This is a genomic window from Citrobacter youngae (assembly GCF_003818115.1).
In the GTDB taxonomy this organism is placed as follows: domain Bacteria; phylum Pseudomonadota; class Gammaproteobacteria; order Enterobacterales; family Enterobacteriaceae; genus Citrobacter; species Citrobacter youngae.
The window spans coordinates 1-21,533 of sequence record NZ_RPOI01000025.1; the positions used below are offsets into that span (position 1 = coordinate 1).

General features: G+C 54.0%; 25 protein-coding genes. 11 read left to right on the forward strand and 14 right to left on the reverse strand.

What is annotated here, in order from left to right; translation table 11 throughout:
• The first annotated feature begins 116 nt into the window (after positions 1-116).
• The 6 genes from EHN13_RS20315 (at position 117) to fabY (ending at position 4,841) form a co-directional block, all read left to right on the forward strand.
• Positions 117-1,013: a sugar kinase gene (locus EHN13_RS20315; RefSeq protein WP_048214034.1), complete on the forward strand. Its 897-nt coding sequence runs from the start codon at positions 117-119 to the stop codon at positions 1,011-1,013.
• Positions 1,014-1,046: 33 nt separating this feature from the next.
• A complete protein-coding gene (locus EHN13_RS20320) occupies positions 1,047-1,850 on the forward strand; it encodes a DeoR/GlpR family DNA-binding transcription regulator (RefSeq protein ID WP_003847907.1) in 804 nt (267 codons plus the stop codon).
• 105 nt (positions 1,851-1,955) lie between these two features.
• Positions 1,956-2,555, forward strand: a complete 600-nt coding sequence (yihX, locus tag EHN13_RS20325) for a glucose-1-phosphatase (RefSeq protein WP_101741977.1) — start codon at positions 1,956-1,958, stop codon at positions 2,553-2,555.
• Positions 2,549-3,421 carry a virulence factor BrkB family protein gene (locus EHN13_RS20330; protein ID WP_124021980.1) on the forward strand — a complete coding sequence of 291 codons (873 nt, stop codon included), beginning with the start codon at positions 2,549-2,551 and terminating at the stop codon, positions 3,419-3,421. Before yihX ends, EHN13_RS20330 begins: the two co-directional genes overlap by 7 nt.
• Positions 3,418-3,855: a D-aminoacyl-tRNA deacylase gene (dtd, locus tag EHN13_RS20335; protein ID WP_003028671.1), complete on the forward strand. Its 438-nt coding sequence runs from the start codon at positions 3,418-3,420 to the stop codon at positions 3,853-3,855. The genes EHN13_RS20330 and dtd overlap by 4 nt, the downstream gene beginning before the upstream one ends.
• 44 nt (positions 3,856-3,899) lie before the next feature.
• Positions 3,900-4,841, forward strand: a complete 942-nt coding sequence (gene fabY, locus EHN13_RS20340) for a fatty acid biosynthesis protein FabY (RefSeq protein WP_048214031.1) — start codon at positions 3,900-3,902, stop codon at positions 4,839-4,841.
• Between the two features lie 11 nt (positions 4,842-4,852).
• Here fabY and EHN13_RS20345 read toward each other — a convergent pair whose 3' ends face one another.
• The 3 genes from EHN13_RS20345 to EHN13_RS20355 form a co-directional block, all read right to left on the reverse strand.
• Positions 4,853-5,299: a helix-turn-helix domain-containing protein gene (locus EHN13_RS20345; RefSeq protein WP_124021981.1), complete on the reverse strand. Its 447-nt coding sequence runs from the start codon at positions 5,297-5,299 to the stop codon at positions 4,853-4,855.
• Positions 5,296-5,607: a type II toxin-antitoxin system HigB family toxin gene (locus EHN13_RS20350; protein ID WP_048214029.1), complete on the reverse strand. Its 312-nt coding sequence runs from the start codon at positions 5,605-5,607 to the stop codon at positions 5,296-5,298. The genes EHN13_RS20345 and EHN13_RS20350 overlap by 4 nt, the downstream gene beginning before the upstream one ends.
• 85 nt (positions 5,608-5,692) lie before the next feature.
• Positions 5,693-6,622, reverse strand: a complete 930-nt coding sequence (locus EHN13_RS20355) for an alpha/beta hydrolase (RefSeq protein ID WP_124021982.1) — start codon at positions 6,620-6,622, stop codon at positions 5,693-5,695.
• A 204-nt stretch (positions 6,623-6,826) separates the two neighbouring features.
• Here EHN13_RS20355 and EHN13_RS20360 point away from each other — a divergent pair, with 204 nt between their 5' ends.
• The gene (locus EHN13_RS20360; RefSeq protein ID WP_005121822.1) at positions 6,827-7,069 is read left to right on the forward strand and encodes a ribbon-helix-helix domain-containing protein; all 243 of its coding nucleotides are present in this window, start codon (positions 6,827-6,829) and stop codon (positions 7,067-7,069) included.
• On the forward strand, positions 7,069-7,443 hold the full coding sequence (locus tag EHN13_RS20365; protein WP_101741972.1) for a type II toxin-antitoxin system VapC family toxin: 375 nt from the start codon (positions 7,069-7,071) through the stop codon (positions 7,441-7,443). The genes EHN13_RS20360 and EHN13_RS20365 overlap by 1 nt, the downstream gene beginning before the upstream one ends.
• Before the next feature lie 36 nt (positions 7,444-7,479).
• On the opposite strand, the gene fdhE is transcribed toward EHN13_RS20365, so the two are convergent.
• From fdhE to fdnG, 4 genes are read right to left on the reverse strand one after another with little or no spacing between them, the layout of a single operon-like run.
• The gene (gene fdhE, locus EHN13_RS20370; RefSeq protein ID WP_061066954.1) at positions 7,480-8,409 is read right to left on the reverse strand and encodes a formate dehydrogenase accessory protein FdhE; all 930 of its coding nucleotides are present in this window, start codon (positions 8,407-8,409) and stop codon (positions 7,480-7,482) included.
• Complete coding sequence (gene fdoI, locus EHN13_RS20375) at positions 8,406-9,041, reverse strand: formate dehydrogenase cytochrome b556 subunit (protein WP_005121818.1); 636 nt, start codon at positions 9,039-9,041, stop codon at positions 8,406-8,408. The genes fdhE and fdoI overlap by 4 nt, the downstream gene beginning before the upstream one ends.
• Positions 9,038-9,940: a formate dehydrogenase O subunit beta gene (gene fdoH, locus EHN13_RS20380; RefSeq protein ID WP_003028691.1), complete on the reverse strand. Its 903-nt coding sequence runs from the start codon at positions 9,938-9,940 to the stop codon at positions 9,038-9,040. The genes fdoI and fdoH overlap by 4 nt, the downstream gene beginning before the upstream one ends.
• Positions 9,941-9,952: 12 nt before the next feature.
• Complete coding sequence (gene fdnG, locus EHN13_RS20385) at positions 9,953-13,003, reverse strand: formate dehydrogenase-N subunit alpha (protein ID WP_124021983.1); 3,051 nt, start codon at positions 13,001-13,003, stop codon at positions 9,953-9,955.
• 230 nt (positions 13,004-13,233) lie between these two features.
• Here fdnG and fdhD point away from each other — a divergent pair, with 230 nt between their 5' ends.
• On the forward strand, positions 13,234-14,034 hold the full coding sequence (fdhD, locus tag EHN13_RS20390; protein WP_217438277.1) for a formate dehydrogenase accessory sulfurtransferase FdhD: 801 nt from the start codon (positions 13,234-13,236) through the stop codon (positions 14,032-14,034).
• Positions 14,035-14,162: 128 nt separating this feature from the next.
• Entirely contained in the window at positions 14,163-14,375 is a 213-nt protein-coding gene (locus EHN13_RS20395; RefSeq protein ID WP_003825262.1) for a YdgH/BhsA/McbA family protein, read from the forward strand.
• A 42-nt stretch (positions 14,376-14,417) separates the two neighbouring features.
• Here the strand turns inward: EHN13_RS20395 and EHN13_RS20400 are convergent, their stop codons facing one another.
• The gene (locus EHN13_RS20400; protein ID WP_061066958.1) at positions 14,418-14,741 is read right to left on the reverse strand and encodes an AzlD domain-containing protein; all 324 of its coding nucleotides are present in this window, start codon (positions 14,739-14,741) and stop codon (positions 14,418-14,420) included.
• Positions 14,741-15,400 (reverse strand): AzlC family ABC transporter permease, encoded by a 660-nt coding sequence (locus EHN13_RS20405; protein ID WP_124021984.1) that lies wholly within the window; start codon positions 15,398-15,400, stop codon positions 14,741-14,743. The genes EHN13_RS20400 and EHN13_RS20405 overlap by 1 nt, the downstream gene beginning before the upstream one ends.
• Before the next feature lie 101 nt (positions 15,401-15,501).
• Here EHN13_RS20405 and EHN13_RS20410 point away from each other — a divergent pair, with 101 nt between their 5' ends.
• Positions 15,502-16,050, forward strand: coding sequence for a helix-turn-helix domain-containing protein (locus tag EHN13_RS20410; protein ID WP_003028726.1), 549 nt, complete (start codon positions 15,502-15,504; stop codon positions 16,048-16,050).
• Positions 16,051-16,134: 84 nt separating this feature from the next.
• Here the strand turns inward: EHN13_RS20410 and rhaM are convergent, their stop codons facing one another.
• The 5 genes from rhaM to rhaB all read right to left on the reverse strand — a co-directional run bounded on the left by rhaM (position 16,135) and on the right by rhaB (position 21,299).
• The gene (rhaM, locus tag EHN13_RS20415; protein ID WP_061066959.1) at positions 16,135-16,449 is read right to left on the reverse strand and encodes an L-rhamnose mutarotase; all 315 of its coding nucleotides are present in this window, start codon (positions 16,447-16,449) and stop codon (positions 16,135-16,137) included.
• Positions 16,446-17,594, reverse strand: a complete 1,149-nt coding sequence (fucO, locus tag EHN13_RS20420) for a lactaldehyde reductase (protein ID WP_057063170.1) — start codon at positions 17,592-17,594, stop codon at positions 16,446-16,448. Before fucO ends, rhaM begins: the two co-directional genes overlap by 4 nt.
• A gap of 11 nt (positions 17,595-17,605) precedes the next feature.
• Positions 17,606-18,430 carry a rhamnulose-1-phosphate aldolase gene (gene rhaD, locus EHN13_RS20425; protein ID WP_086523527.1) on the reverse strand — a complete coding sequence of 275 codons (825 nt, stop codon included), beginning with the start codon at positions 18,428-18,430 and terminating at the stop codon, positions 17,606-17,608.
• A 143-nt stretch (positions 18,431-18,573) separates the two neighbouring features.
• Complete coding sequence (gene rhaA, locus EHN13_RS20430; RefSeq protein WP_061066962.1) at positions 18,574-19,833, reverse strand: L-rhamnose isomerase; 1,260 nt, start codon at positions 19,831-19,833, stop codon at positions 18,574-18,576.
• Complete coding sequence (rhaB, locus tag EHN13_RS20435; protein ID WP_124021985.1) at positions 19,830-21,299, reverse strand: rhamnulokinase; 1,470 nt, start codon at positions 21,297-21,299, stop codon at positions 19,830-19,832. The genes rhaA and rhaB overlap by 4 nt, the downstream gene beginning before the upstream one ends.
• Between the last annotated feature and the right edge of the window lie 234 nt (positions 21,300-21,533).

A 21,533-nucleotide genomic window follows, 5' to 3' on the forward strand; every position in this document is an offset into this window, starting at 1 on the left:
TTTTTGTCTGTTTTTGATCGTATTTGTAATTTATGGTCAAAAAATTGACAGCCGTCACTTTTTAAACATTTTGTGAAATTAAAATGATCCCATCTTGAAACGCCTAAGGAATGACCATGATTCGTGTTGCTTGTGTGGGTATTACCGTGATGGATCGCATCTATTACGTAGAAGGTTTACCGACTGAAGGAGGTAAATATGTGGCGAAGCGCTATACCGAAGTGGGCGGCGGGCCTGCTGCAACGGCCGCAGTGGCTGCAGCGAAGCTGGGCGCGCAGGTGGACTTTATTGGCCGTGTGGGCGATGACGACACCGGAAACAGCCTGCTGGCGGAGCTGGAATCCCTGGGGGTAAACACCCGCTACACCCGGCGCTATGCGGGGGCAAAGTCTTCACAATCGGCGATTATGGTGGATGCGCAAGGGGAGCGTATTATCGTTAACTACCCCAGCCCGGACTTACTGCATGACGCTGACTGGCTCAACGAGATCGATTTTTCTCAGTGGGATGTGGTTCTGGCGGATGTTCGCTGGCACGAAGGCGCCAGGCAGGCGTTCACGCTGGCGCGTCGGGCGGGAGTGATGACGGTACTGGATGGTGACGTCACGCCACAAGATATCAGTGAGCTGGTGGCGTTGAGCGATCATGCGGCGTTCTCTGAACCGGGTCTGGCGCGTTTAACCGGGATAACCGATCCTGTCGTTGGACTAAAAAAATCGCAAACGCTCACAAATGGTCATGTTTATGTGACGCGTGGCAGTGAGGGCTGTGACTGGATAAAAAATAATACGTTGCAGCATCAATCTGGATTTAAAGTCGACGTTGTGGATACTACGGGGGCCGGAGACGTTTTCCACGGTGCGCTTGCATTCAGCCTGGCGGGTGGTGATGCCCCGGAAGACGCGGTCAGGTTCGCCAGTGGGGTTGCTGCGCTAAAATGCACGCGTCCGGGAGGAAGGGCTGGAATCCCTGACTGTGATCAAACCCGATCTTTTCTGTCACTTTTTGTATAAAATGCCAGGGCAATGGTTTTTCGAGGAAATTTCATGAGTCTTACCGAACTGACCGGTAACCCGCGGCACGATCAGCTGTTGATGCTGATTAGCGAGCGCGGTTATATGAATATCGACGAGCTGGCCAGCCTGCTGGACGTGTCCACGCAGACCGTGCGTCGTGATATTCGTAAACTCAGCGAGCAGGGATTAATTACGCGTCATCATGGTGGCGCGGGCAGAGCCTCCAGCGTGGTGAATACGGCTTTTGAGCAGCGTGAAGTCTCGTGGACGGAAGAGAAGAAAGCCATCGCAGAGGCGGTGGCTGACTATATTCCTGACGGTTCGACGGTGTTTATTACCATAGGCACCACCGTGGAGCAGGTGGCCCGCGCGCTGTTAAACCATAACCATTTGCGCATCATCACCAACAGCCTGCGCGTGGCGCATATTCTGTATAACAATCCGCGTTTTGAAGTCATGGTGCCGGGGGGAACGTTACGCCCGCACAACAGCGGCATCATTGGTCCTTCTGCCTCGGCATTTGTCGCTGATTTTCGGGCCGACTACCTGGTTACCAGTGTTGGCGCGATTGAAAGTGACGGCGCGCTGCTGGAGTTTGATGTTAACGAGGCCAGCGTAGTGAAAACGATGATGTCCCATTCAAGACACATTCTGCTGGCAGCGGATCATACGAAATATACGGCTTCTGCCGCGGTAGAAATTGGTAATGTGTCGCAGGTAACTGCGCTGTTTACTGATGAATACCCAGGTCCGGCATTGCACAATTTACTCCAGTCACAGCAGGTAGAAATTGTGCAGGTGAGTCCTTCACAGGATGATGCTCTGGCCGTGTAATTCTTCCCAATGATGGCCCGATAACTTCGCAGCCATCACTCTCGCATAGTCAAACTTCTCCTTTCCCGCTACAGTTATTCATCCACGGCGAATAAGGAGAAGGGCATGCTCTATATCTTTGATTTGGGTAATGTGATTGTCGATATCGACTTCAACCGCGTGTTGGGCACATGGAGCGATCTAAGTCGTGTACCGTTGGCTTCGCTAAAGCAAAGTTTCACCATGGGAGAGGCTTTTCACCAGCACGAGCGAGGCGAAATAACGGATGAAGCCTTTGCCGAGGCGCTATGTCATGAGATGGCGCTGCCGCTAAGTTACGAGCAGTTCTCTCACGGCTGGCAGGCCGTGTTTGTCGCCTTGCGCCCTGAGGTTATCGACATCATGCATAAGCTGCGTGAGCAGGGGCATCGTGTCGTTGTGTTATCAAATACTAACCGCCTGCACACCACGTTTTGGCCGGATGAATACCCCGAGATCCGTCAGGCTGCTGACCATATTTATCTTTCCCAGGACCTGGGCATGCGTAAACCGGAAGCGCGAATTTACCAGCACGTCCTGCAGTCTGAAGGTTTTTCTGCGCAGGATACGGTCTTTTTTGACGATAACGCCGATAATATTGAAGGGGCTAACCGGTTAGGGATCACCAGTATCCAGGTCGTCGATAAAAAGACCATTCCTGACTATTTCGCGACGTTGTTATGCTAAAAAATGTTCAGCAGCAAGCCAGGCATCATACGCGTCCTGTACGAGACTGGCTGAAGCTATTATGGCTACGGATTGATGAGGACAACATGACGACGCTGGCAGGGAATCTTGCCTACGTTTCATTGCTCTCATTAGTGCCGCTTATTGCCGTCGTATTTGCGCTTTTCGCCGCATTTCCGATGTTTTCCGACGTCAGTGTCCAGCTACGTCATTTTATTTTCGCAAACTTTATCCCGGCGACGGGAGACGTCATTCAACGTTATATCGAACAGTTTGTCGCCAATTCGAACAAAATGACGGCAGTCGGGGCATGCGGGCTGATTGTCACAGCATTATTGCTGATGTATGCCATTGATAACGCTCTGAATACTATCTGGCGCAGCAGGCGCACGCGTCCCAAAGTTTACTCTTTCGCCGTCTACTGGATGATTTTAACGCTGGGGCCGCTGCTGGCGGGAGCCAGTCTGGCGATCAGCTCTTATCTGTTGTCATTGCGCTGGGCCAGCGATCTCAACACGGTGATTGATAACGTCCTGCGTATTTTCCCGCTGGTACTTTCCTGGCTCTCGTTCTGGCTGCTTTACAGCATCGTACCGACTACGCGTGTACCCAACCGTGATGCGGTTATTGGTGCCTTTGTGGCTGCTGTGTTGTTCGAAGCCGGAAAGAAAGGATTTGCGCTCTACATCACGATGTTCCCGTCTTATCAGCTCATTTACGGCGTCCTGGCGGTGATCCCCATTTTATTCGTCTGGGTTTACTGGACGTGGTGTATCGTCTTGCTAGGCGCGGAAATAACTGTCACTCTCGGGGAATACCGCAAACTTAAACAAGCCGCAGAACAAGAAGAAGCAGAGCAACCATGATTGCATTAATTCAGCGCGTAACCCGTGCCAGCGTCACCGTGGAGGGCGAGGTGACGGGTGAAATTGGCCCAGGACTTTTGGTCCTGTTAGGTGTCGAAAGGGATGATGACGAACAGAAAGCGAATCGCCTGTGCGAGCGCGTACTCGGCTATCGAATCTTTAGCGATGCCGAAGGCAAAATGAACCTCAACGTGCAGCAGTCAGGCGGCAGCGTGCTGGTGGTTTCACAGTTTACGCTGGCGGCAGATACCGAACGCGGCATGCGCCCGGGGTTTTCGAAAGGCGCAGCACCCGAGCGGGCAGAAGCGCTGTATGAGTACTTTGTTGAGCGTTGCCGCCAACAGGAAATGAATACGCAAACCGGGCGATTCGCTGCTGATATGCAGGTTTCGCTGGTTAATGATGGCCCCGTGACGTTCTGGTTACAAGTATGAACCAGCTTCCGGCGTGGTCGCGGGTAACAAGAGAGAATACAACTATGTATCACCTTCGAGTACCGCAAACAGAAGAAGAATTGGAGCGCTACTACCAGTTTCGCTGGGAGATGCTGCGTAAACCATTGCACCAGCCAAAAGGCTCCGAACGGGATGCCTGGGACGCGATGGCGCATCACCAGATGGTGGTGGACGAAGAGGGGAATCTGGTTGCGGTAGGGCGTCTGTATATCAATGCGGATAACGAAGCTTCCATACGCTTTATGGCAGTAGACCCTTCCGTGCAAGAGAAAGGGTTGGGCACGCTGATGGCGATGACTCTGGAGTCTGTGGCGCGTCAGGAAGGGGTCAAGCGCGTCACCTGTAGCGCCCGTGAAGATGCGGTCGAATTTTTCGCCAAGCTCGGTTTTGTGAGCCAGGGGGAAATCACCACGCCGCAAACCACGCCGGTGCGCCACTTTTTGATGATTAAGCCCATTGCGACGCTGGACGATATTCTCCATCGCGGGGACTGGTGCGGACAGCTACAACAAGCCTGGTACGAACATATTCCATTGAGTGAGAAAATGGGCGTGCGTATTCAGCAGTACACCGGGCAGAAATTTATTACCACGATGCCCGAAACGGGCAATCAGAATCCGCACCACACGCTGTTTGCCGGAAGCCTGTTTTCACTGGCGACGCTAACGGGCTGGGGACTTATCTGGCTGATGCTGCGTGAGCGTCATCTGGGGGGAACGATTATCCTCGCCGATGCGCATATCCGCTACAGCAGGCCAATCACCGGGAAACCAACTGCTATTGCCGATCTGGGCTCGCTGAGCGGTGATCTTGATCGTCTGGCAAGAGGCCGCAAGGCGCGCGTGCAGATGCAGGTCGGGGTATTTGGCGATGACACGGCGGGCGTCGTGTTTGAAGGTACTTACATTGTGCTACCCGCAAAACCGTTTGGCGCATATGAAGAGGGCGGTAACGAGGAAGAGTAGGGGGATACCCTCTACTCGATAAATGCATCTGCCGGAAGTTTAAAGCGTTCTGCAAGCGCTTTAATATGGCTTACAGTCAGTGCTCTACGGCCATTTAGGATGTTGCTGACGTTCGATTTAGAACCAAGTTCGTTGGCGAGGTCGGTGGCTTTTAATCCGTACTGATCCATGAGCGTACGCAATACGGAAACGCCAGAGGGGATTTGTTTCAGGTGTTGATTGAGCGCTCTGAATTCTGGTGCATATTTTTCGTATTCACTGATTCGGGCACTGAGTAATTCAAATAGCGGGTTTTCAAGATCGTCGTGGTCAACCAGAAACTCTACTAGCGCTAGTGCCCTTCGATACTCCGTTTCATTACGTTCTTCCCCCAAAAGCGGGATGGTTTTTACAGCACAACTGAAGGTATCAACGATCTTTTTTGCGCTGGCTGCGTCCATATGACGATGAGATCTCATTCTTTATGGCCCCGATAATATTCTGTCAGTTTGTCATATTCGGCGTGGAGAACGATATGCTTCACAAATACTTTATGTAACCTGAAATCTATGTAGGCAATGAGTCTCAGGTTGTTACCAGAAACATCAATTACCCACCATTTATTCCTGTACTTAAAATTATCAAGAGAAGGAATATACTGTTTCATCTCTTCAGGGTGATTGAATGTTTTTTTCTCCAAAACATTCAGCAACTCAGAGAGAGCAAGCCCATGGTTTGGATACATGAGCATACCCTCATTGAATGGTTTTCGGCTGATAACATGCACGATGTAGTTCCATTACATAGTTTTCAACCTGAAAACAATCTAACGCAATGCCATCATGTTTTCAAGTTGAAAACAACATTGAATATTAAGAAATTATCTCCGCTGATGGGCTTCTAACACGCCAGGCCACGTCGCGCATTGCGTTTCGCGCTGTCTGGCTTACGCCTCCTAACTGAAAAAATCCGTGGATAACGCCGGGATAGCGCTGACAGGTGCAGTCCACACCTTGCTTCTGGAGCTGGTGAAACAGGGCCTCTCCTTCATCGCACAGTGGGTCAAATTCAGCGGTAATGATGTGCGTGGGCGGCAAGCCGTTGAAGTCTTCACGCCAGAGTGGGCTGACTTCGGGATGCAATGGATCGGTTTTCGGCATATACATTTCGTAGCCCGAAAGCAGCGTGTCGCGGGTGATAATGTAATCCTGTCCATTATGGTCATAGCTCGCAAACCTGGCGGTTGCGTCCAGCATCGGGTAGATCAGCATAAGCTGTGCAGGTTGCCATTGCCTGGCCGCTTTCAGGCGTAGTGCTGTGACCAGCGCCAGGTGCCCGCCCGCGCTGTCGCCAGCAAGGGTTATGCGCTCGCGATCGACTCCCAGTTTCTGGGCATATTTCCAGATGATATTGGCCCCGGTTTCAGCATCGTTATGTGCTGCCGGGAAAGTATGCTCTGGCGCAAGGCGGTACTGTACTGCAATGACCCTACAGCCGCTGAACCAGGCGAGCTGCCTTAGTTGGTTATCATGCGTAGCAAACCCACCGCTGACAAAACATCCGCCATGATAGTAAATGACGCAGGGCAGCGTTTCCACAGAGTTAAGAGGCGAAACAACGCGAAGCGTCATGGTATCGAGTTCAATATCTTCAACCTGTACGCGGGTTTCAGTTTCTCCGGCCAGCGCCGTACTGGCAATATAGCCCGCTCTCCGGTCATCAATATTCTGTTCGCGGGAAGAAGGGCGTCCCGCCGCGATAAATGCCTCAACTAACTGCGCAATCCCGCTTTCCAGTGCCATTTTTAAATACTCTTATCTGTATGGATATACAGGTTTATAACCTGGATACTCACAAATGAAAATGGGAAAAAAAGGGGCGTTATGATTCTGGAAAGCGGCTCGCAAAAGTAAAAATCGTTCACGTGAAAGCTATTTTCTCGCTTTTTTCAGGTGTATGTTGTGTGGAAATTAATCGCTGATGATATACTGGAGGTATATATGAGTATGATGGCTGGGATGGATATGGGCAGAATTTTACTCGATTTATCAGATGAAGTGATTAAACGTCTTGATGATCTCAAGGTGCAGCGCAACCTGCCGCGAGCAGAACTTTTACGGGAGGCCGTTGAACAGTATCTTGAGAGGCAGGAACAGGCTGAAACGACTATTTCCAGCGCTCTCGGACTCTGGAAAGGTTGTGAAGAAGATGGCGTTGAGTACCAGCGCAAACTTCGTGAGGAATGGTAATGGTCAAAGGATCCGCGCTTTTTGATACCAACATCCTCATCGACCTGTTTAGTGGACGGAGTGAAGCAAAGCAAGCGATAGAAACATGGCCGCCGCAGAATGCGATCAGCCTTATCACCTGGATGGAAGTGATGGTTGGGGCAAAGAAATACCATCAGGAATCCCGCACACGCGTTGCGTTGAGCGCTTTTAACGTGATCGGCGTTTCACAGGATATTGCTGAACGAAGCGTGAGTATCAGGCAGGAATATGGGATGAAATTGCCGGATGCCATTATTCTGGCAACAGCACAGATTCATCGTCTTACGCTGGTTACGCGAAATACTAAGGATTTTGCAGGCCTATCCGGTGTGGTCACACCGTATACATTATAACCCGGGCGACCTACGCCGCCCGGTAGTGTGAAGACCTTACTCCCCTTCACCCGGGAACAGGAACGGGTTGATGGAACTGCGGGCAAAGCCCTCCTGCTCCATGTGCGCGTCCAGCATCAGTGAAGCGAGATCGTCGGCCACGGCTTCGACTTTCGGGTCTTTTTCCTGATAGAGAATCTTCAGGTAAGTCCCGCAGTCGCCGCAGCTTTCAGCTTTGATTGCCGCCTGTTCGTTATCCAGTGACCAGTAGTTCAAATCACGGCTCTGCTCGCAGTTGCTGCACTTCACGCGCACCACGTGCCACTCGGTTTCGCACAGGTTGCAGTGCAGATAACGCAGACCCTGGGTGGTACCGATTTGCACCATGCTGGAGACCGGCATTGAACCACACACCGGGCAGTACTGACGCTGTTCACCGTATTCCGCACGGGCTTTGCCGGGGATCAGGCTCGCCATCTGCGCCCAGTAGAGCGACAGGGCAGCCCAAATGAACGGTGCTTTATCGCTGCTGACGGAGGAAAAATCAGAGGCAAACAGCGCGCTGGCCATCAGCTCCAGCTCCTGCTCTGAGGCTTTTTCCAGATTCTCGATCACGGCGAGCGCCGGACCGCTCATCTCTGGCTTCAGCTCAGCAATCAACGACTGCAGCAGCTTTTGCCAGTGCTTGTCGCGTGGCAGGACGTGGATATCCAGCGGCGGTTTGCCCTGATCGTTCGCTTCTTTGATGCGCGCGGTCAGATCCATCTGCAGCGGATGGTCGTACAGCACCACTTCCTGCGCGTGGGCGATCAGCGCGGCAAAGCGCAGGTAGTCGCCCAGCGGGTTGTTCTCGGCCAGCTCGCGCAGGCGCTCAGCGCGGCGGTTATACAAATTTTTGAGTCTGGGGAATAATAACGGCGGAATCATATCCGCCGTGCGTTTCTCGCTCTTCTCCAGCTCATCTTGCGGGATTATGCGAATACTCATTCAGTTTTCTTTTCCGTTGTCTTTCGGACTTCACGGTACCAGCGCGGGTGATGTTTCTTCGCCCATGAACTGGTAACCCATCCTTCCACCATCGCGGTAATGGTGCCTTTCACCCAAAGGGCGGCGTAAATGTGCACCATGATAACCACAATTAACGCTACTGCGGCAAATGAATGCAGCATTAACGCGAATCGGATCACCGGGATTGAGAAAGCAGGTGCAAAATACGGACGCCAGATGACCACTCCGCTCACCAGCAACAGGACCAGGAAGATAATCGCCGCCCAGAATACGCATTTCTGGCCGAAGTTATAACGTCCCGTGTCACCTACTTCCTCGTTGACGACAATCTTACGAATATTCTTCGCCCAAAAGATATCATCCCGATTGATTAGATTGTGGTGCCAGTAACGGAAAAACATGATGATAAACGAGGCAAACATGACAACGCCGACAAACGGGTGCACAATTCGCGCCAGTTGCGGTGTGCCCATGATGTGCATCAGCCAGTTAAAAGACGGGAAGAGAAAGCCCATCCCGCTCACTGCCGCCAGAATGAAGCAGAAGGCGGTTACCCAGTGGTTGATGCGTTCCGGCGCCGTGTAGCGCACGATGGTGTCACGTCGTTTCATTTGCGCACCTCGTCTTTTTCTTCATGCAGGTTGTCTTCTTCCTCTTCCGCGCGGTTCGGGCCTACACCGACGTAATGGAAGATACTGGCCGCAAATGTCGCTGCAAAGCCGACGGCTGCGAGAGGTTTCCAGATGCCTTTCCAGAATTTCACGGTGGCGCTGATTTCCGGGTTCTCCGGCAGGCCGTGGTACAGATTCGGCTTGTCAGCATGGTGCAATACGTACATGACGTGAGTACCGCCAACGCCTGCTGGATCGTACAGACCCGCGTTTTCGTAACCACGGGTTTTCAGCTCCGCCACACGCTCGCCTGCCAGCGTTTTCATCGACTCTTTGGTGCCGAAATGAATGGCGCCGGTTGGGCAGGTCTTCACGCAGGCCGGTTCTTGCCCGACCACAACACGGTCAACGCACAGCGTACATTTGTAGACGCGGTTGTCTTCCGGGTTGAGGCGCGGCACGTCGAACGGACAGCCTGCGATACAGTAGCCACAGCCGATACACTGCTCGGACTGGAAGTCGACGATACCGTTGGCGTACTGAATGATTGCACCTTCAGCCGGACACGCCTTCAGGCAGCCCGGATCGGCACAGTGCATACAGCCATCCTTGCGGATAAGCCACTCCAGTTTGTCGTTCTGTTCCACTTCCGAGAAGCGCATTACCGTCCAGGATTTAGCGGTCAAATCAGCTGGGTTGTCGTACACCCCAACGTTGTTGCCCACTTCATCACGGATGTCGTTCCATTCAGAACACGCCACCTGACACGCTTTACAGCCGATACAGGTGGTGACGTCGATAAGCTTCGCCACCTCTTCCTGATGGTCCCGCGCCTGAGGCGCGGGGGTGAAACCGTTAGTGGCGGAACGACGAATGATGTCTTGCGATTGATAAGCCATAGGTCGTCTCCGTTACACCTTTTCCACGTTCACGAGGAAGGACTTAAATTCCGGCGTCTGCGTGTTCGCATCACCGACGAATGGCGTTAACGTGTTAGCGATAAAGCCTTTTTTCGCCACACCTTCGTAGCCCCAGTGAATCGGAATACCGATGGTATCGATATCCTGACCGTTGGCCTTCAGCGTGCGAATACGTTTGGTCACCACTGCTTTGGCTTTAATGTAGCCGCGGTTAGAGGAGACTTTGACGGTATCGCCGTGGGAGATACCGAGCTTATTCGCCAGCTTCTCGCCGATTTCCACAAACTGTTCTGGCTGTGCGATGGCATTGAGCAGCGCATGCTTGGTCCAGTAGTGGAAGTGCTCGGTCAGACGGTAGGTCGTACCGACGTACGGGAATTTATCCGCTTTACCCAGCGCTTCCGCGTCATCTTTGAAGATACGCGCGGCAGGGTTTGAGATAACGTTCGGGTGCAGCGGGTTAGTCCCCAGCGGCGTTTCAAACGGCTCGTAGTGTTCCGGGAACGGACCTTCCGCCATCTTATCGATAGCAAACAGGCGTCCCATCCCTTCAGGCTGCATGATGAAAGGCCCAACGTTGCTGCCAGGTGCGGCGGCGCTGTAGTCCGGAATATCCATCCCGCTCCATTTCGCTCCATCCCATTTCAGGATCTGACGTTTTGGATCCCACGGATTCCCCTGCGGATCAGCGGAAGCGCGGTTATACAGAATGCGTCGGTTGAGCGGCCACGCCCATGCCCAGCCCAGCGTGTTGCCAAGGCCTGATGGGTCGGCGTTATCGCGACGTGCCATCTGGTTGCCTTCCGGCGTCCAGCTCCCGGCAAAAATCCAGCAGCCGCTGGACGTGGTGCCGTCGTCACGCAGTTGGGCGAACGAGCTAAGCTGTTGGCCTTTCTTGACGATGACTGCCCCCGTTGCCGGGTCGGTAATATCGGCCAGCGCTTTACCGTTGCTCTCCATCGCCACTTCTTCCGAAGCCGGTTCGTGTGGTGTGGAGTAGTTCCAGGTCATGCTCAGCACCTGTTCCGGGTTCGCGCCACCCTGCTCGGCATACATCTTGCGCATGCGCAGGAAGATACCGGCGAGGATTTCACCATCGGTAACGGCAATCCCCGGGGCGTCTGCGCCTTTCCAGTGCCACTGCAACCAACGACCGGAGTTAACGATAGAACCGTTCTCTTCGGCGAAGCAGGTGGACGGCAGACGGAATACTTCGGTCTGGATTTTCGACGGGTCCACATCGTTCGACTCACCATGGTTCTGCCAGAAGGTAGACGTTTCGGTGTTGAGCGGGTCGATGGTGACCAGGAATTTCAGTTTGGACAGTGAAGCCACGACCTTGTTTTTATTCGGGAATGACGCGACCGGGTTAAAGCCCTGGCAGATATAGCCATTCACTTTGCCCTGGTTCATCATCTCGAAGTATTGCAGAACGTCGTACCCTTTATCCCACTTCGGCAGCAAGTCGAAGCCCCAGCTGTTTTCCGCTGTCGCTTTATCGCCAAAGAAGGCTTTCATCATCGAAACGAAGAATTTCGGGTAGTTGCCCCAGTAGTTCACCTGACCTTCCAGCAACGGTTTTGGCGTGTTGGCGGCAAGGTAGGTTTGCAGGTCAGTTTGTTTCTCGCTGGGCAGCGTCATATAGCCCGGCAGGCTTTGTGACAGCAGGCCTAAGTCGGTCAGACCCTGAATGTTGGAGTGACCGCGCAGGGCGTTAACACCGCCGCCGGCCATCCCCATGTTGCCAAGCAGCAACTGGATCATCGCCATGGTACGGATGTTTTGCGCACCAACTGAGTGCTGCGTCCAGCCGAGTGCATACAGGAACGACGCGGTTTTGTCTTTGACGCTGGTTTCTGCGATGTATTCGCACACTTTCAGGAAATCAGCCTTTGGCGTACCGCAGATGTTTTCTACGACATCCGGCGTGTAGCGGGAAACGTGCTGTTTCAGCAGGTTCCACACGCAGCGCGGGTGTTGCAGGGTGACATCGCGTTTGGCGAAGCCTTTTTCATCCAGCTCGTAGTTCCAACTGGTTTTGTCATACTTGCGTTTGTCCGCGTCGTAGCCAGTGAACAGGCCATCTTCGAAACCGTAATCCTCACGCACGATCAGGCTGGCGTTGGTATAGGCCTCAGTGTATTCGCGGTTGAATTTTTCGTTGTTCAGCAGGTACAGCAAGACGCCTGACAGGAAAGCAATGTCAGTACCGGAACGAATCGGCGCATAGAAATCAGCCACCGCAGCGGTTCGCGTAAAGCGTGGATCGATAACAATCAGCTTCGCGCCGTTGTGAATTTTGGCTTCCATCGCCCAGCGGAACCCGACCGGGTGAGCTTCAGCGGCGTTACCGCCCATCACCACAACGAGGTTGGCGTTTTTAATGTCGACCCAGTGGTTGGTCATCGCACCGCGACCAAATGTTGGAGCAAGACTTGCTACCGTTGGTCCGTGTCAGACGCGTGCCTGGTTGTCGACCGCGAGCATACCGAGCGCGCGGGAGAATTTTTGCGTTAAATAGCCGGTTTCGTTACTGGAAGCGGAAGCACACAGCATCCCGGTGGAAAGCCAGCGGTTAACGGTTACGCCTTCGGCGTTTTGTGCAACGTAGTTTGCGTCGCGGTCTTCTTTCATCAGCTTAGCGATGCGGTCAAATGCCTCATCCCAGCTAATCTGTTGCCACTTATCAGAGCCTGGTGCGCGGTATTCCGGGAATTTCAGGCGGCTTTCGGAGTGGATGAAGTCCACAAGTCCTGCCCCTTTCGGGCACAGCGCGCCACGGTTCACCGGGTGATCCGGGTCCCCTTCGATATGGAAGATGGATGCTTTGGCGTTTTTTGCTCCGTCACCGAGACTGTACATTAACAGTCCACAGCCAACGGAACAGTAAGTGCAGGTGTTACGGGTTTCGCGGGTGCGCAGCAGTTTATATTGCCGTGTTTCCGCGAGCGCTACGCCGGGTGCAAAACCCAGTGCCGCTGCCGTGGTGCCTGCCATACCGCCAGCGCAGATCTTAAAGAACTGCCTTCTGCTGACCTGCATGGTTCGCTCCTTGTTTCGACATTGTCACGTTCCCTTCACTTTTCCGTTACTCGAGCGCGAGGGAAGTGGTTGTTATTTTTCTTTGCGGACGGGACCGCAAAGGTCCAGAATTGGGTGAATTTCCCTCCGTCCAGGAGGGGTTTGTAAAGAATACCACAATGTTGGTATGTGTGTTCCAATATGGTTAAAAGAAAGTGAATAAAATCCATCAAGAAGAAGTCAAAAATGTGATGAATTGTGCAGGATCGCGTCAGTTGACTCTCTGGAAACGCGAGGATTTGCAACATCCTCAGCCAGATGAGGTCGCTGAAGAAGTGCCGGTTGCGCTGGTTTACAACGGGATTTCGCACGTGGTGATGATGGCGTCACCGAAAGATCTTGAGCACTTTGCGCTGGGCTTTTCACTTTCTGAAGGCATTATTGAGCGCCCGCAGGATATCTACGCCATGGAAGTGGTTCCTTCCTGTAACGGATTAGAAGTGCAGGTTGAGCTGTCCAGTCGTCGATTTATGGGGCTGAAGGAGCGACGTCGTGCACTGGCCGGTCGTACCGGTTGTGGCGTTTGCGGCGTTGAACAACTCAATGACATTGGCAAGCCGGTCCAGCCTCTGCCGTTTACCCAGACATTCGATCTGGCACATCTCGATAACGCCTTAAGGCATCTCCCTGATTTCCAGCCCGTGGGGCAACTGACAGGCTGCACGCACGCGGCTGCCTGGGTACAGCCGTCAGGCCATCTGGCGGGTGGACATGAAGATGTCGGGCGTCATGTGGCGCTGGATAAACTGCTGGGACGACGTGCTATCGAAGGAGAAGCCTGGCGGGCGGGCGCAGTATTAGTCTCCAGCCGCGCCAGCTACGAGATGGTGCAAAAGTCGGCGATGTGTGGCGTGGAGATCCTGTTTGCTGTCTCAGCCGCGACAACGCTTGCCGTAGAAGTTGCCGAACGTTGTAACCTGACGCTGGTGGGTTTTTGCAAACCGGGCAGGGCGACGATCTACACCCATCCGCAGCGGTTGATCGCTGAGTAATAAGTGTTCAGTTAATTTGAATAAGATAGGCAAATCCTTCCGCTTTTAGTTGCGTGATATGAAGGCTACTATTTATCACATCAAGGCACGGTGCCTTACTCAAACAACTAAGTGAAAGGGTTTATATCATGAAAAGCATCAAAACTTTTGTCGCAGTTATCGCTCTGGCTACGTCTTTCGGTTCTTTCGCTGCTCAGACAGTTACCGCAACCGGTTCTACGCTGGAAAGCGCTGAAGCAAAAATTGCCGCTCAGGCTGAACGCGCAGGTGCCAGCGATTACAAAATCACTCAGGCATACACCGGTAACCGCGTGCACATGACTGCTGAACTGCTGAAATAAGAGACCTTAGTATTGTCGAAAGAGCGCCCTTGGGGCGCTTTTTTAGTTTATACCCGCCATTCTCAGCAGTGCGGTTACCACTGCTGCAGCGATAATCACTACAATCAATGGCGTCTTACGCCAGGCGAGAAACACCGCAAAAGCCACGCCCAGCACGCGCGCCATGCCGGCAAAGTGTTCGCCTTCGTAAAAGGTGGTTGCCAGCGCAACGGAGAACAGTAACACCGTTGCAGCATCAGAAAGCAACGCCTGTGAACGTTCAGAAAAGGCTAAACGGCCTCCCAGTTTTGCTCCCCCTAAACGCATTAAATAGGTTCCCAGAGATAACACGGCGATACCGACGATAAACAGCGTCATGTTGCCCATTATTTTTTCCTCGTCAGTAAGCCAAACAGTGAAAGCAGTACCGGCAAGCCTACCGGTGCGAAAGGTACGGAAGCGAGTGACAATACGGCCCCGCTACAGGCACGGATGAGAGTGGTGCGGTTTTTAAAGGCCGGAACCACTAAGGCCAACAAAATGGCAGGGAAAACGGCATCCAGACCGATGGTTTCAGGTGCCGGGAGCAGCTTGCCGACACCGGCGCCGATCAGTGTGCCAATCGGCCAGAAAATGGCGACGCCCAGACCGCATAACCAGTAGGCGGCTTTACGTTGTTCCGGTGTTTTCTGCGACAGGCCGAACACCACGCTTTCATCGTTCATGATATGACAGCCTAGAAAGCTGGCGGCGCGAGTGCCGACCAGATCGCGTACCGTCACGCCAAACGGTACATGTCGGGCATTCACCAGTAACCCAGCCGCCGCTGCCGCCAACGGATTTCCGCCGCTGGCGATAATACCGATAAACATAAATTCAGAAGCTCCGGCCAGTACTGTAATCGAGAGTACAAAGGGCACCCAAATCGGGAAGCCGTAGGCCATTGCCAGCGAGCCGTATGACATGCCGACTACGCCGACGGCCAGACAGACTAAAAATATCGCTTTAATCGTGTCGCCTTTGAGGCTGGAAAAATAATGTTTCATACCGTTTTAGCCATATCGAACGAGTTTCCATTATAATGAACACAATCAGTTTGATTTACAAGTCGAACGATTCGTTCGATATAAAGAACATGGAGTCGAGAATGACCCAACCCATCAGTATGATCGCGAAAAGTCTGGTGCGTGAACGTCAGCGCACCGGTTTATCGCTGGCAGAAATTGCCCGTCGCGCGGGAATTGCAAAATCGACACTCTCGCAGCTGGAAGCGGGAAATGGTAATCCTAGCCTGGAAACGCTGTGGTCGCTGTGTGTGGCGCTGGATATCCCCTTTGCCCGATTACTGGAACCGCAGGAGCAAAAAACGCAGGTGATTCGCCGTGGCGAAGGGACAAAAGTCGTGGCTGAGCAGGCCCACTATCAGGCTATTTTACTGGCAGCCTGCCCACCGGGCGCGCGGCGGGATATCTATCTGCTGCTGACGCAACCGGGCGCAGATCGTATTTCACAACCGCATCCACCGGGATCGGTTGAACATATTATCGTGACGCAGGGTAAGGCGATGGTGGGGTTGACGGAAGCGCCGGAGGAGTTAGGCGAGGGCGACTATATTTGCTACCCCGCTGACCAGGCGCATATCTTTAAAGCACTGGAGCCTGACACCCAGGCGATTCTGGTTTCTGAGCAGAATTGAAATTGCCGGAGGGCGCTATCGCTTATCCGACCAGGAAAAAATAGAACCGTAGGCCCGGTAAGCTTGCGCCACCGGGCACACGACTTACGGCAAATAAAACACTTCTTTTAGCTCTGCGCTGACCGGACTGTTGTCTGGGTTGGCCGGCATTACGTCACGCATATGTTTCCACCAACGCTGGCAAACGTCGGTGCTGGCAACGGCATTCCAGCGTTCTTCGGACTCAATCTCAACGGTGGCGAACAGCAGATTGCGCTCCTCGTCGAGATAAATCGCGTAGTGATGGGCACCGTGTTCTTTCAGCACTGCTTCCAGTTCTGGCCAGATGGGGTTATGACGACGCTGGTACTCAACGTGCGCATCGGCATTCACCTGCATCACAAAGGCTTTGCGGATCATAACGCCTCCAGATACAGCTCGCGGACCTCGTCGCGGCTGGCGGTGCGCGGGTTGCACGGCGCACACGGATCGGCCAACGCTTTATCCAGCCAGCCTTCAATATCCTCTTTCGTCACGCCAAGTGAACTAAAGCCCGCAGGAATACCGACACGCTTGCTGAGTGCACGAATCGCGTTGATGGCCTCCATACTTGCCGCTTCATCGCTCATGTCACGGGTATCGACGCCCATCGCTTGCGCCACGCGGGCAAAGCGCGCCACGGCGTTCGGGCGGTTAAAGTTTTCGATTACCGGCAGCAGGATGGCGTTGCAGACGCCGTGCGGCAGATTATGGGTTGCGCCCGGCTGATGTGCCAACGCATGTACCAGACCCAGGCCAGCGCTATTAAATGCCATACCCGCCAGATACTGACCAAACGCCATTTGCTCACGAGCTTCGAGGTTATGACCGTCGTCGACCGCTTTCGGTAGCCACAGGTTGATCAGGCGAATCGCTTCCAGCGCGTTAGCGTCGGTGAGCGGATGCGCGCCAACGGAAACATAGGCTTCTACCGCATGGGTCAGGGCGTCCATGCCGGTTGCGGCGGTGACGGATGCCGGAATGTCCAGCATGACGCTGGCGTCATCCACGGCGATATCCGGGATGATATTCGGGTCGATGATCACCTCTTTGACCTTACGGGCAGAGTCGATAATGACCGCGTTGCTGGTCATCTCTGCTGCCGTACCGGCGGTGGTATTGATGGCGACCAGCGGTACACCCGCATTTTTCACTTTGCCTACGCCGGAGTAAGCGGTAGAAGGGCCGGGGTTGGCGGTCAGGATCTTCACCGCTTTAGCGGTATCGATCGGGCTACCGCCACCGAAGGCAATAATGTAGTGACATTCTGCGTCCTGATACGCCGCGAAACCTTTCTGCACCAGCTCTTCCGTCGGGTTTGGAAACACTTCATCAAACAGGTGGTAAGACATCTGATGTTCATCCAGCGCGGCAAACAGGCTATCCAGCAGGCCCAGTTTTACCAGTTGACCATCGGTGACGATCAGCGCTTTACCCCATTGCTTATTCGCCACGAGGTTCACCATATCGGCAATCGCGCCGGCGCCATGCAGGCTAATTTTTGGCAGTGCCAACATAAAGCTCATCATTATTCTCCTTACAATGCCAGTGCGCTGGCCAGCGGCGTCACGCCGAAGCGTTTGCCAAGTGCGATCAGCTCTTCACGCGTAATGGTCTGCTTCATACCGCCCATCGAGTAAATCTTGACCAGAACCTCAGCGGACTTCTCTGCGGTATCGATCAAACCGAACGCTTCGTCGAGGGTAGGTCCGCTGCCGAACACGCCGTGGAACGGCCACAGTACCAGCGAGTGTTTCTGCATTTCTTCGGCGGTGGCCTGACCGATTTCATCGGTACCTGGCACCATCCACGGCAGAATACCGACGCCATCCGGGAACACCACCAGACACTCGGTGCTGCCTTCCCACAGTTTGCGGGTCATCAGCGCGGTATTGTTTTCCAGTACGTAGGTCAGGGCGATCAGGTTGGTGGCATGGCAGTGCATGATCACGCGGTCTTTGCCATTGGTGGCTTTAATGCGCTCGCAGTGGGATAGGAAGTGGGCGGGCAGTTCGGAAGTCGGTACGGCTTCGTGGGTCAGACCCCACAGAATGTGGTAACCCGCGCCATCGCTGTCGATTTTCACCACGCCCAGATTTGCGGCCGGGTCGAGCTGGACGTTGCGGAAAAATTTTCCCGAACCGGTGACGATAAACGGCGTATTCGCCAGCAGCGGCATCGGCTGGCTCAGCGCGATATAGCGTGGTTTTTCGTGGAAATCGGCGCTAAATGGCGCAATATCTGCCTCATCCAGGCGCAGTGTCAGGTTGCCGCCGTTGCGTTCGTCCCAACCTTTCAGCCAGGCATCGGAAGTGGCTTTAATCATCCCCTGGACGAACCAGGAAGTGGTAATGTTTTGCATGTTCGGTGTTCCCATTTATTGCCCGAACGTTATCGGGTCTTACGTAGGCCGGATAAGCGAAGCGCCATCCGGCAATCGTGTTTCATTTATTGCCGGATGGCGACGCGGGGCGTCTTATCCGGCCTACAAGCCTGGCGTCACAGTTAGCCACGTTTGCTCAAAATCTCTTTTTCATAAGCGCGCACACTTTCCAGCCACTGGCTGCCCGCTGGCGTGTCGTGACGCTGGCAATACATCTCCCAGACGGCCTGCCACGGCAGCGATTTTTGCTCTTCCAGCAGAGCCAGGCGTGCGGTGTAGTCGCCGCTGGCTTCGAGCTGGCGCAGTTGCCCGGTCGGTTCTAACAGCGCGCGCAGCAGGGCTTTTTTCATATTGCGGGTGCCGATCACCCACGCGGCGATGCGGTTAATGGAGGCGTCGAAGAAGTCGAGGCCGATGTGTACGCGGTCAAACAGGTTGTGGCGCACGATCTCGCTGGCAATCGCCTGGGTTTCATCATCCAGCAGCACCACGTGATCGCTGTCCCAACGCACCGGACGGCTGACATGCAGCAGCAGGCGCGGCACGTACAGCATGGCGGCGGAGATCTTGTCGGAAATCACTTCGGTCGGGTGGAAGTGACCCGCATCCAGGCACAGCGCCGTCTGGCGACTGGTGGCGTAACCCATGTAGAACTCGTTAGAGCCGACGGTGTAGCTTTCCGCACCAATGCCAAACAGCTTGCTTTCGACGGCATCGATATGGTGCGCCGGGTCGAGTTTCTCGCTGATCACTTCGTCCAGCGCGTCCAGCAGACGCTGGCGCGGCGCTAAACGATCAACGGTGATGTCTTTCATGCCATCCGGGATCCAGATGTTCATCACTGATGGCGTACCCAACTGCTCGCCAAAATACGCCGAGACGCGACGGCTGGCTTTGCAGTGGTCAATCCAGAACTGGCGAATGGTGTCATCGGCGTGGGCCAGCGTGAAACCGTCGGCACTCAGCGGATGTGAGAAGCAGGACGGGTTGAAATCCAGCCCTAGCTGGTTCGCTTTCGCCCACTCAACCCAGTTTTTGAAGTGTTCAGGTTTGATTTGGTCGCGGGCAACTGGCGTATCAGACTCCAGATAGATCGCATGCAAATTCAGACGTTTTGGACCCGGGATCAGGCTCAGCGCCTGCTCCAGATCGGCACGCAGTTCGCTGGCGTTACGCGCTTTGCCCGGATAGTTACCGGTTGCCTGAATTCCACCCGTGAGCGAACCTTCCGGGTTTTCGAATCCGGCTACGTCGTCGCCCTGCCAGCAGTGCATGGAGACCGGCAGACGATCGAGCTGGCGTAATGCTTCCTCGACATCAATACCTACCGCTGCGAAACGCAGTTTTGCCAGTTCCCAGGCTTGTTCAAGTTGAGTGGTCATGCGCAAAGCTCCTTTGTCTGTCGTAATGGTTGAAACTGCGCTTTGTGGCGGGCAATTTCACTTTCAGGATTGGGGATGAAGCTGGTCAGGTCGTAGTTGGCGCGCACCACCTGACGGAAATCATCGACGTTGTTAAGCTCGTCCAGCGTCATCAACTGGACGCCAATATTGCCGAGCGTGGAGGCCTCAATAGGCCCGGATATGACGCGAATACCGCAGGCGTCCGCGCAAAGCTGGTTGAGTAATGCGTTCTGGCACCCACCGCCGACGATGTGCAGTTGGTGAAATGCTTCGCCGCGAAGCTCAGCCAGTTCCTGCAGGATATCGGCGTACAGCAACGCCAGACTGTCGAAAATACAGCGCGCCAGTTCGGCGTTTTGCTGAGGAACGGGCTGGCCTGATTCACGACAGGCCGCCTGAATTTCCGCACTCATATCGTCAGGATTGATAAAGCGCTCGTCGTTGGGGTTAATCAGAAACTGGCAGGCCGGCAGCGCCTGGGTTTGAGCGATAAGGGCAGGCAGGTCGGTTATCTGCCGCTCTTTTAACACGCGCTGAAGTAGCCACAGCCCCATGATGTTTTTCAGCACGCGGTAGCGCCCTTCCGCGCCCCCTTCGTTGGTGATGTTCGCCGCCAGTGCCGCATCGTTGGTATACGGTGTTCTGCTCTCGAAGCCCATCAGCGACCAGGTACCGGAAGAGAGATAGGCACTATTTTTATCGGCCAGCGGTGATGCGATCACCGCGCTGGCGGTGTCGTGGCTGGCGACGGCAACCACCGGGATTTGATTTTTCTGTGGACAAATCCAGTAACCAATTACGTTCCCCGGATGCGTGGGGCGGCCAAACCACGTTGTGTCGGCACCGCTCCAGGCCAGCAGGGTTTCGTCCCAGTCGTCGGTGTTGATATTGACTAACTGGGTGGTGGTGGCGTTGGTGTATTCCCAGTTCAGTTCGCCGGTCAGGCGATAGCTGAAGTAATCGGGGATCAGCAGGGCATGCGCCACCTGGGGGATTAGTTCCGGTTGCTGCTCGACCAGCGCGCGGAGCTGATACAGGGTATTAAAGGGCAGAAACTGAATGCCGCTACGGTGATAGATGTCACTTTTACCTGGCTGCGTCATGGCCCGCGACATAATGCCGTTCGTGCGGCTATCGCGATAAGAGACTGGCAACCCAACGCGCTGACCGTTTTTATCGATCAGGACATAATCCACGCCCCAGGTATCAATGCCGATGCTGTCGATCCGAATGCCTTGATCGCAGACTTTCTTCAACCCCAGACGAATGTCGTTTTCCAGGCTGTCGATGTCCCAGGTGTCAAAACCGTCTGTTTTTTGCAGACAGTTAACAAAGCGGTGGATTTCACGCAGTGTCAGGGTACGGTGTTTACTGTCGTAACGCGCCAGCATTACGCGTCCACTGGATGCACCGAGATCAACAGCGACACAATGGCGAAGAGTCATAGCGAGGTCCTTCTGAGTTTCATTGCACTCAGTCTAAGAACCCGTGAAATGGCGTACCTTCTTGTTAGTGACAGCGACAATACGCGGCTGGCAGCATGGCAAAGGTGAACGTGATAGCGTTCACAGTTTCTACTAATGGGGACGGTTTCACCTGATGTGACCCCTTCCGCAATTCCCGATCTTTCCCGCTATTTCTTGAAGAATTGACCGTGTTTACGCACTTTGGCGTCAAAA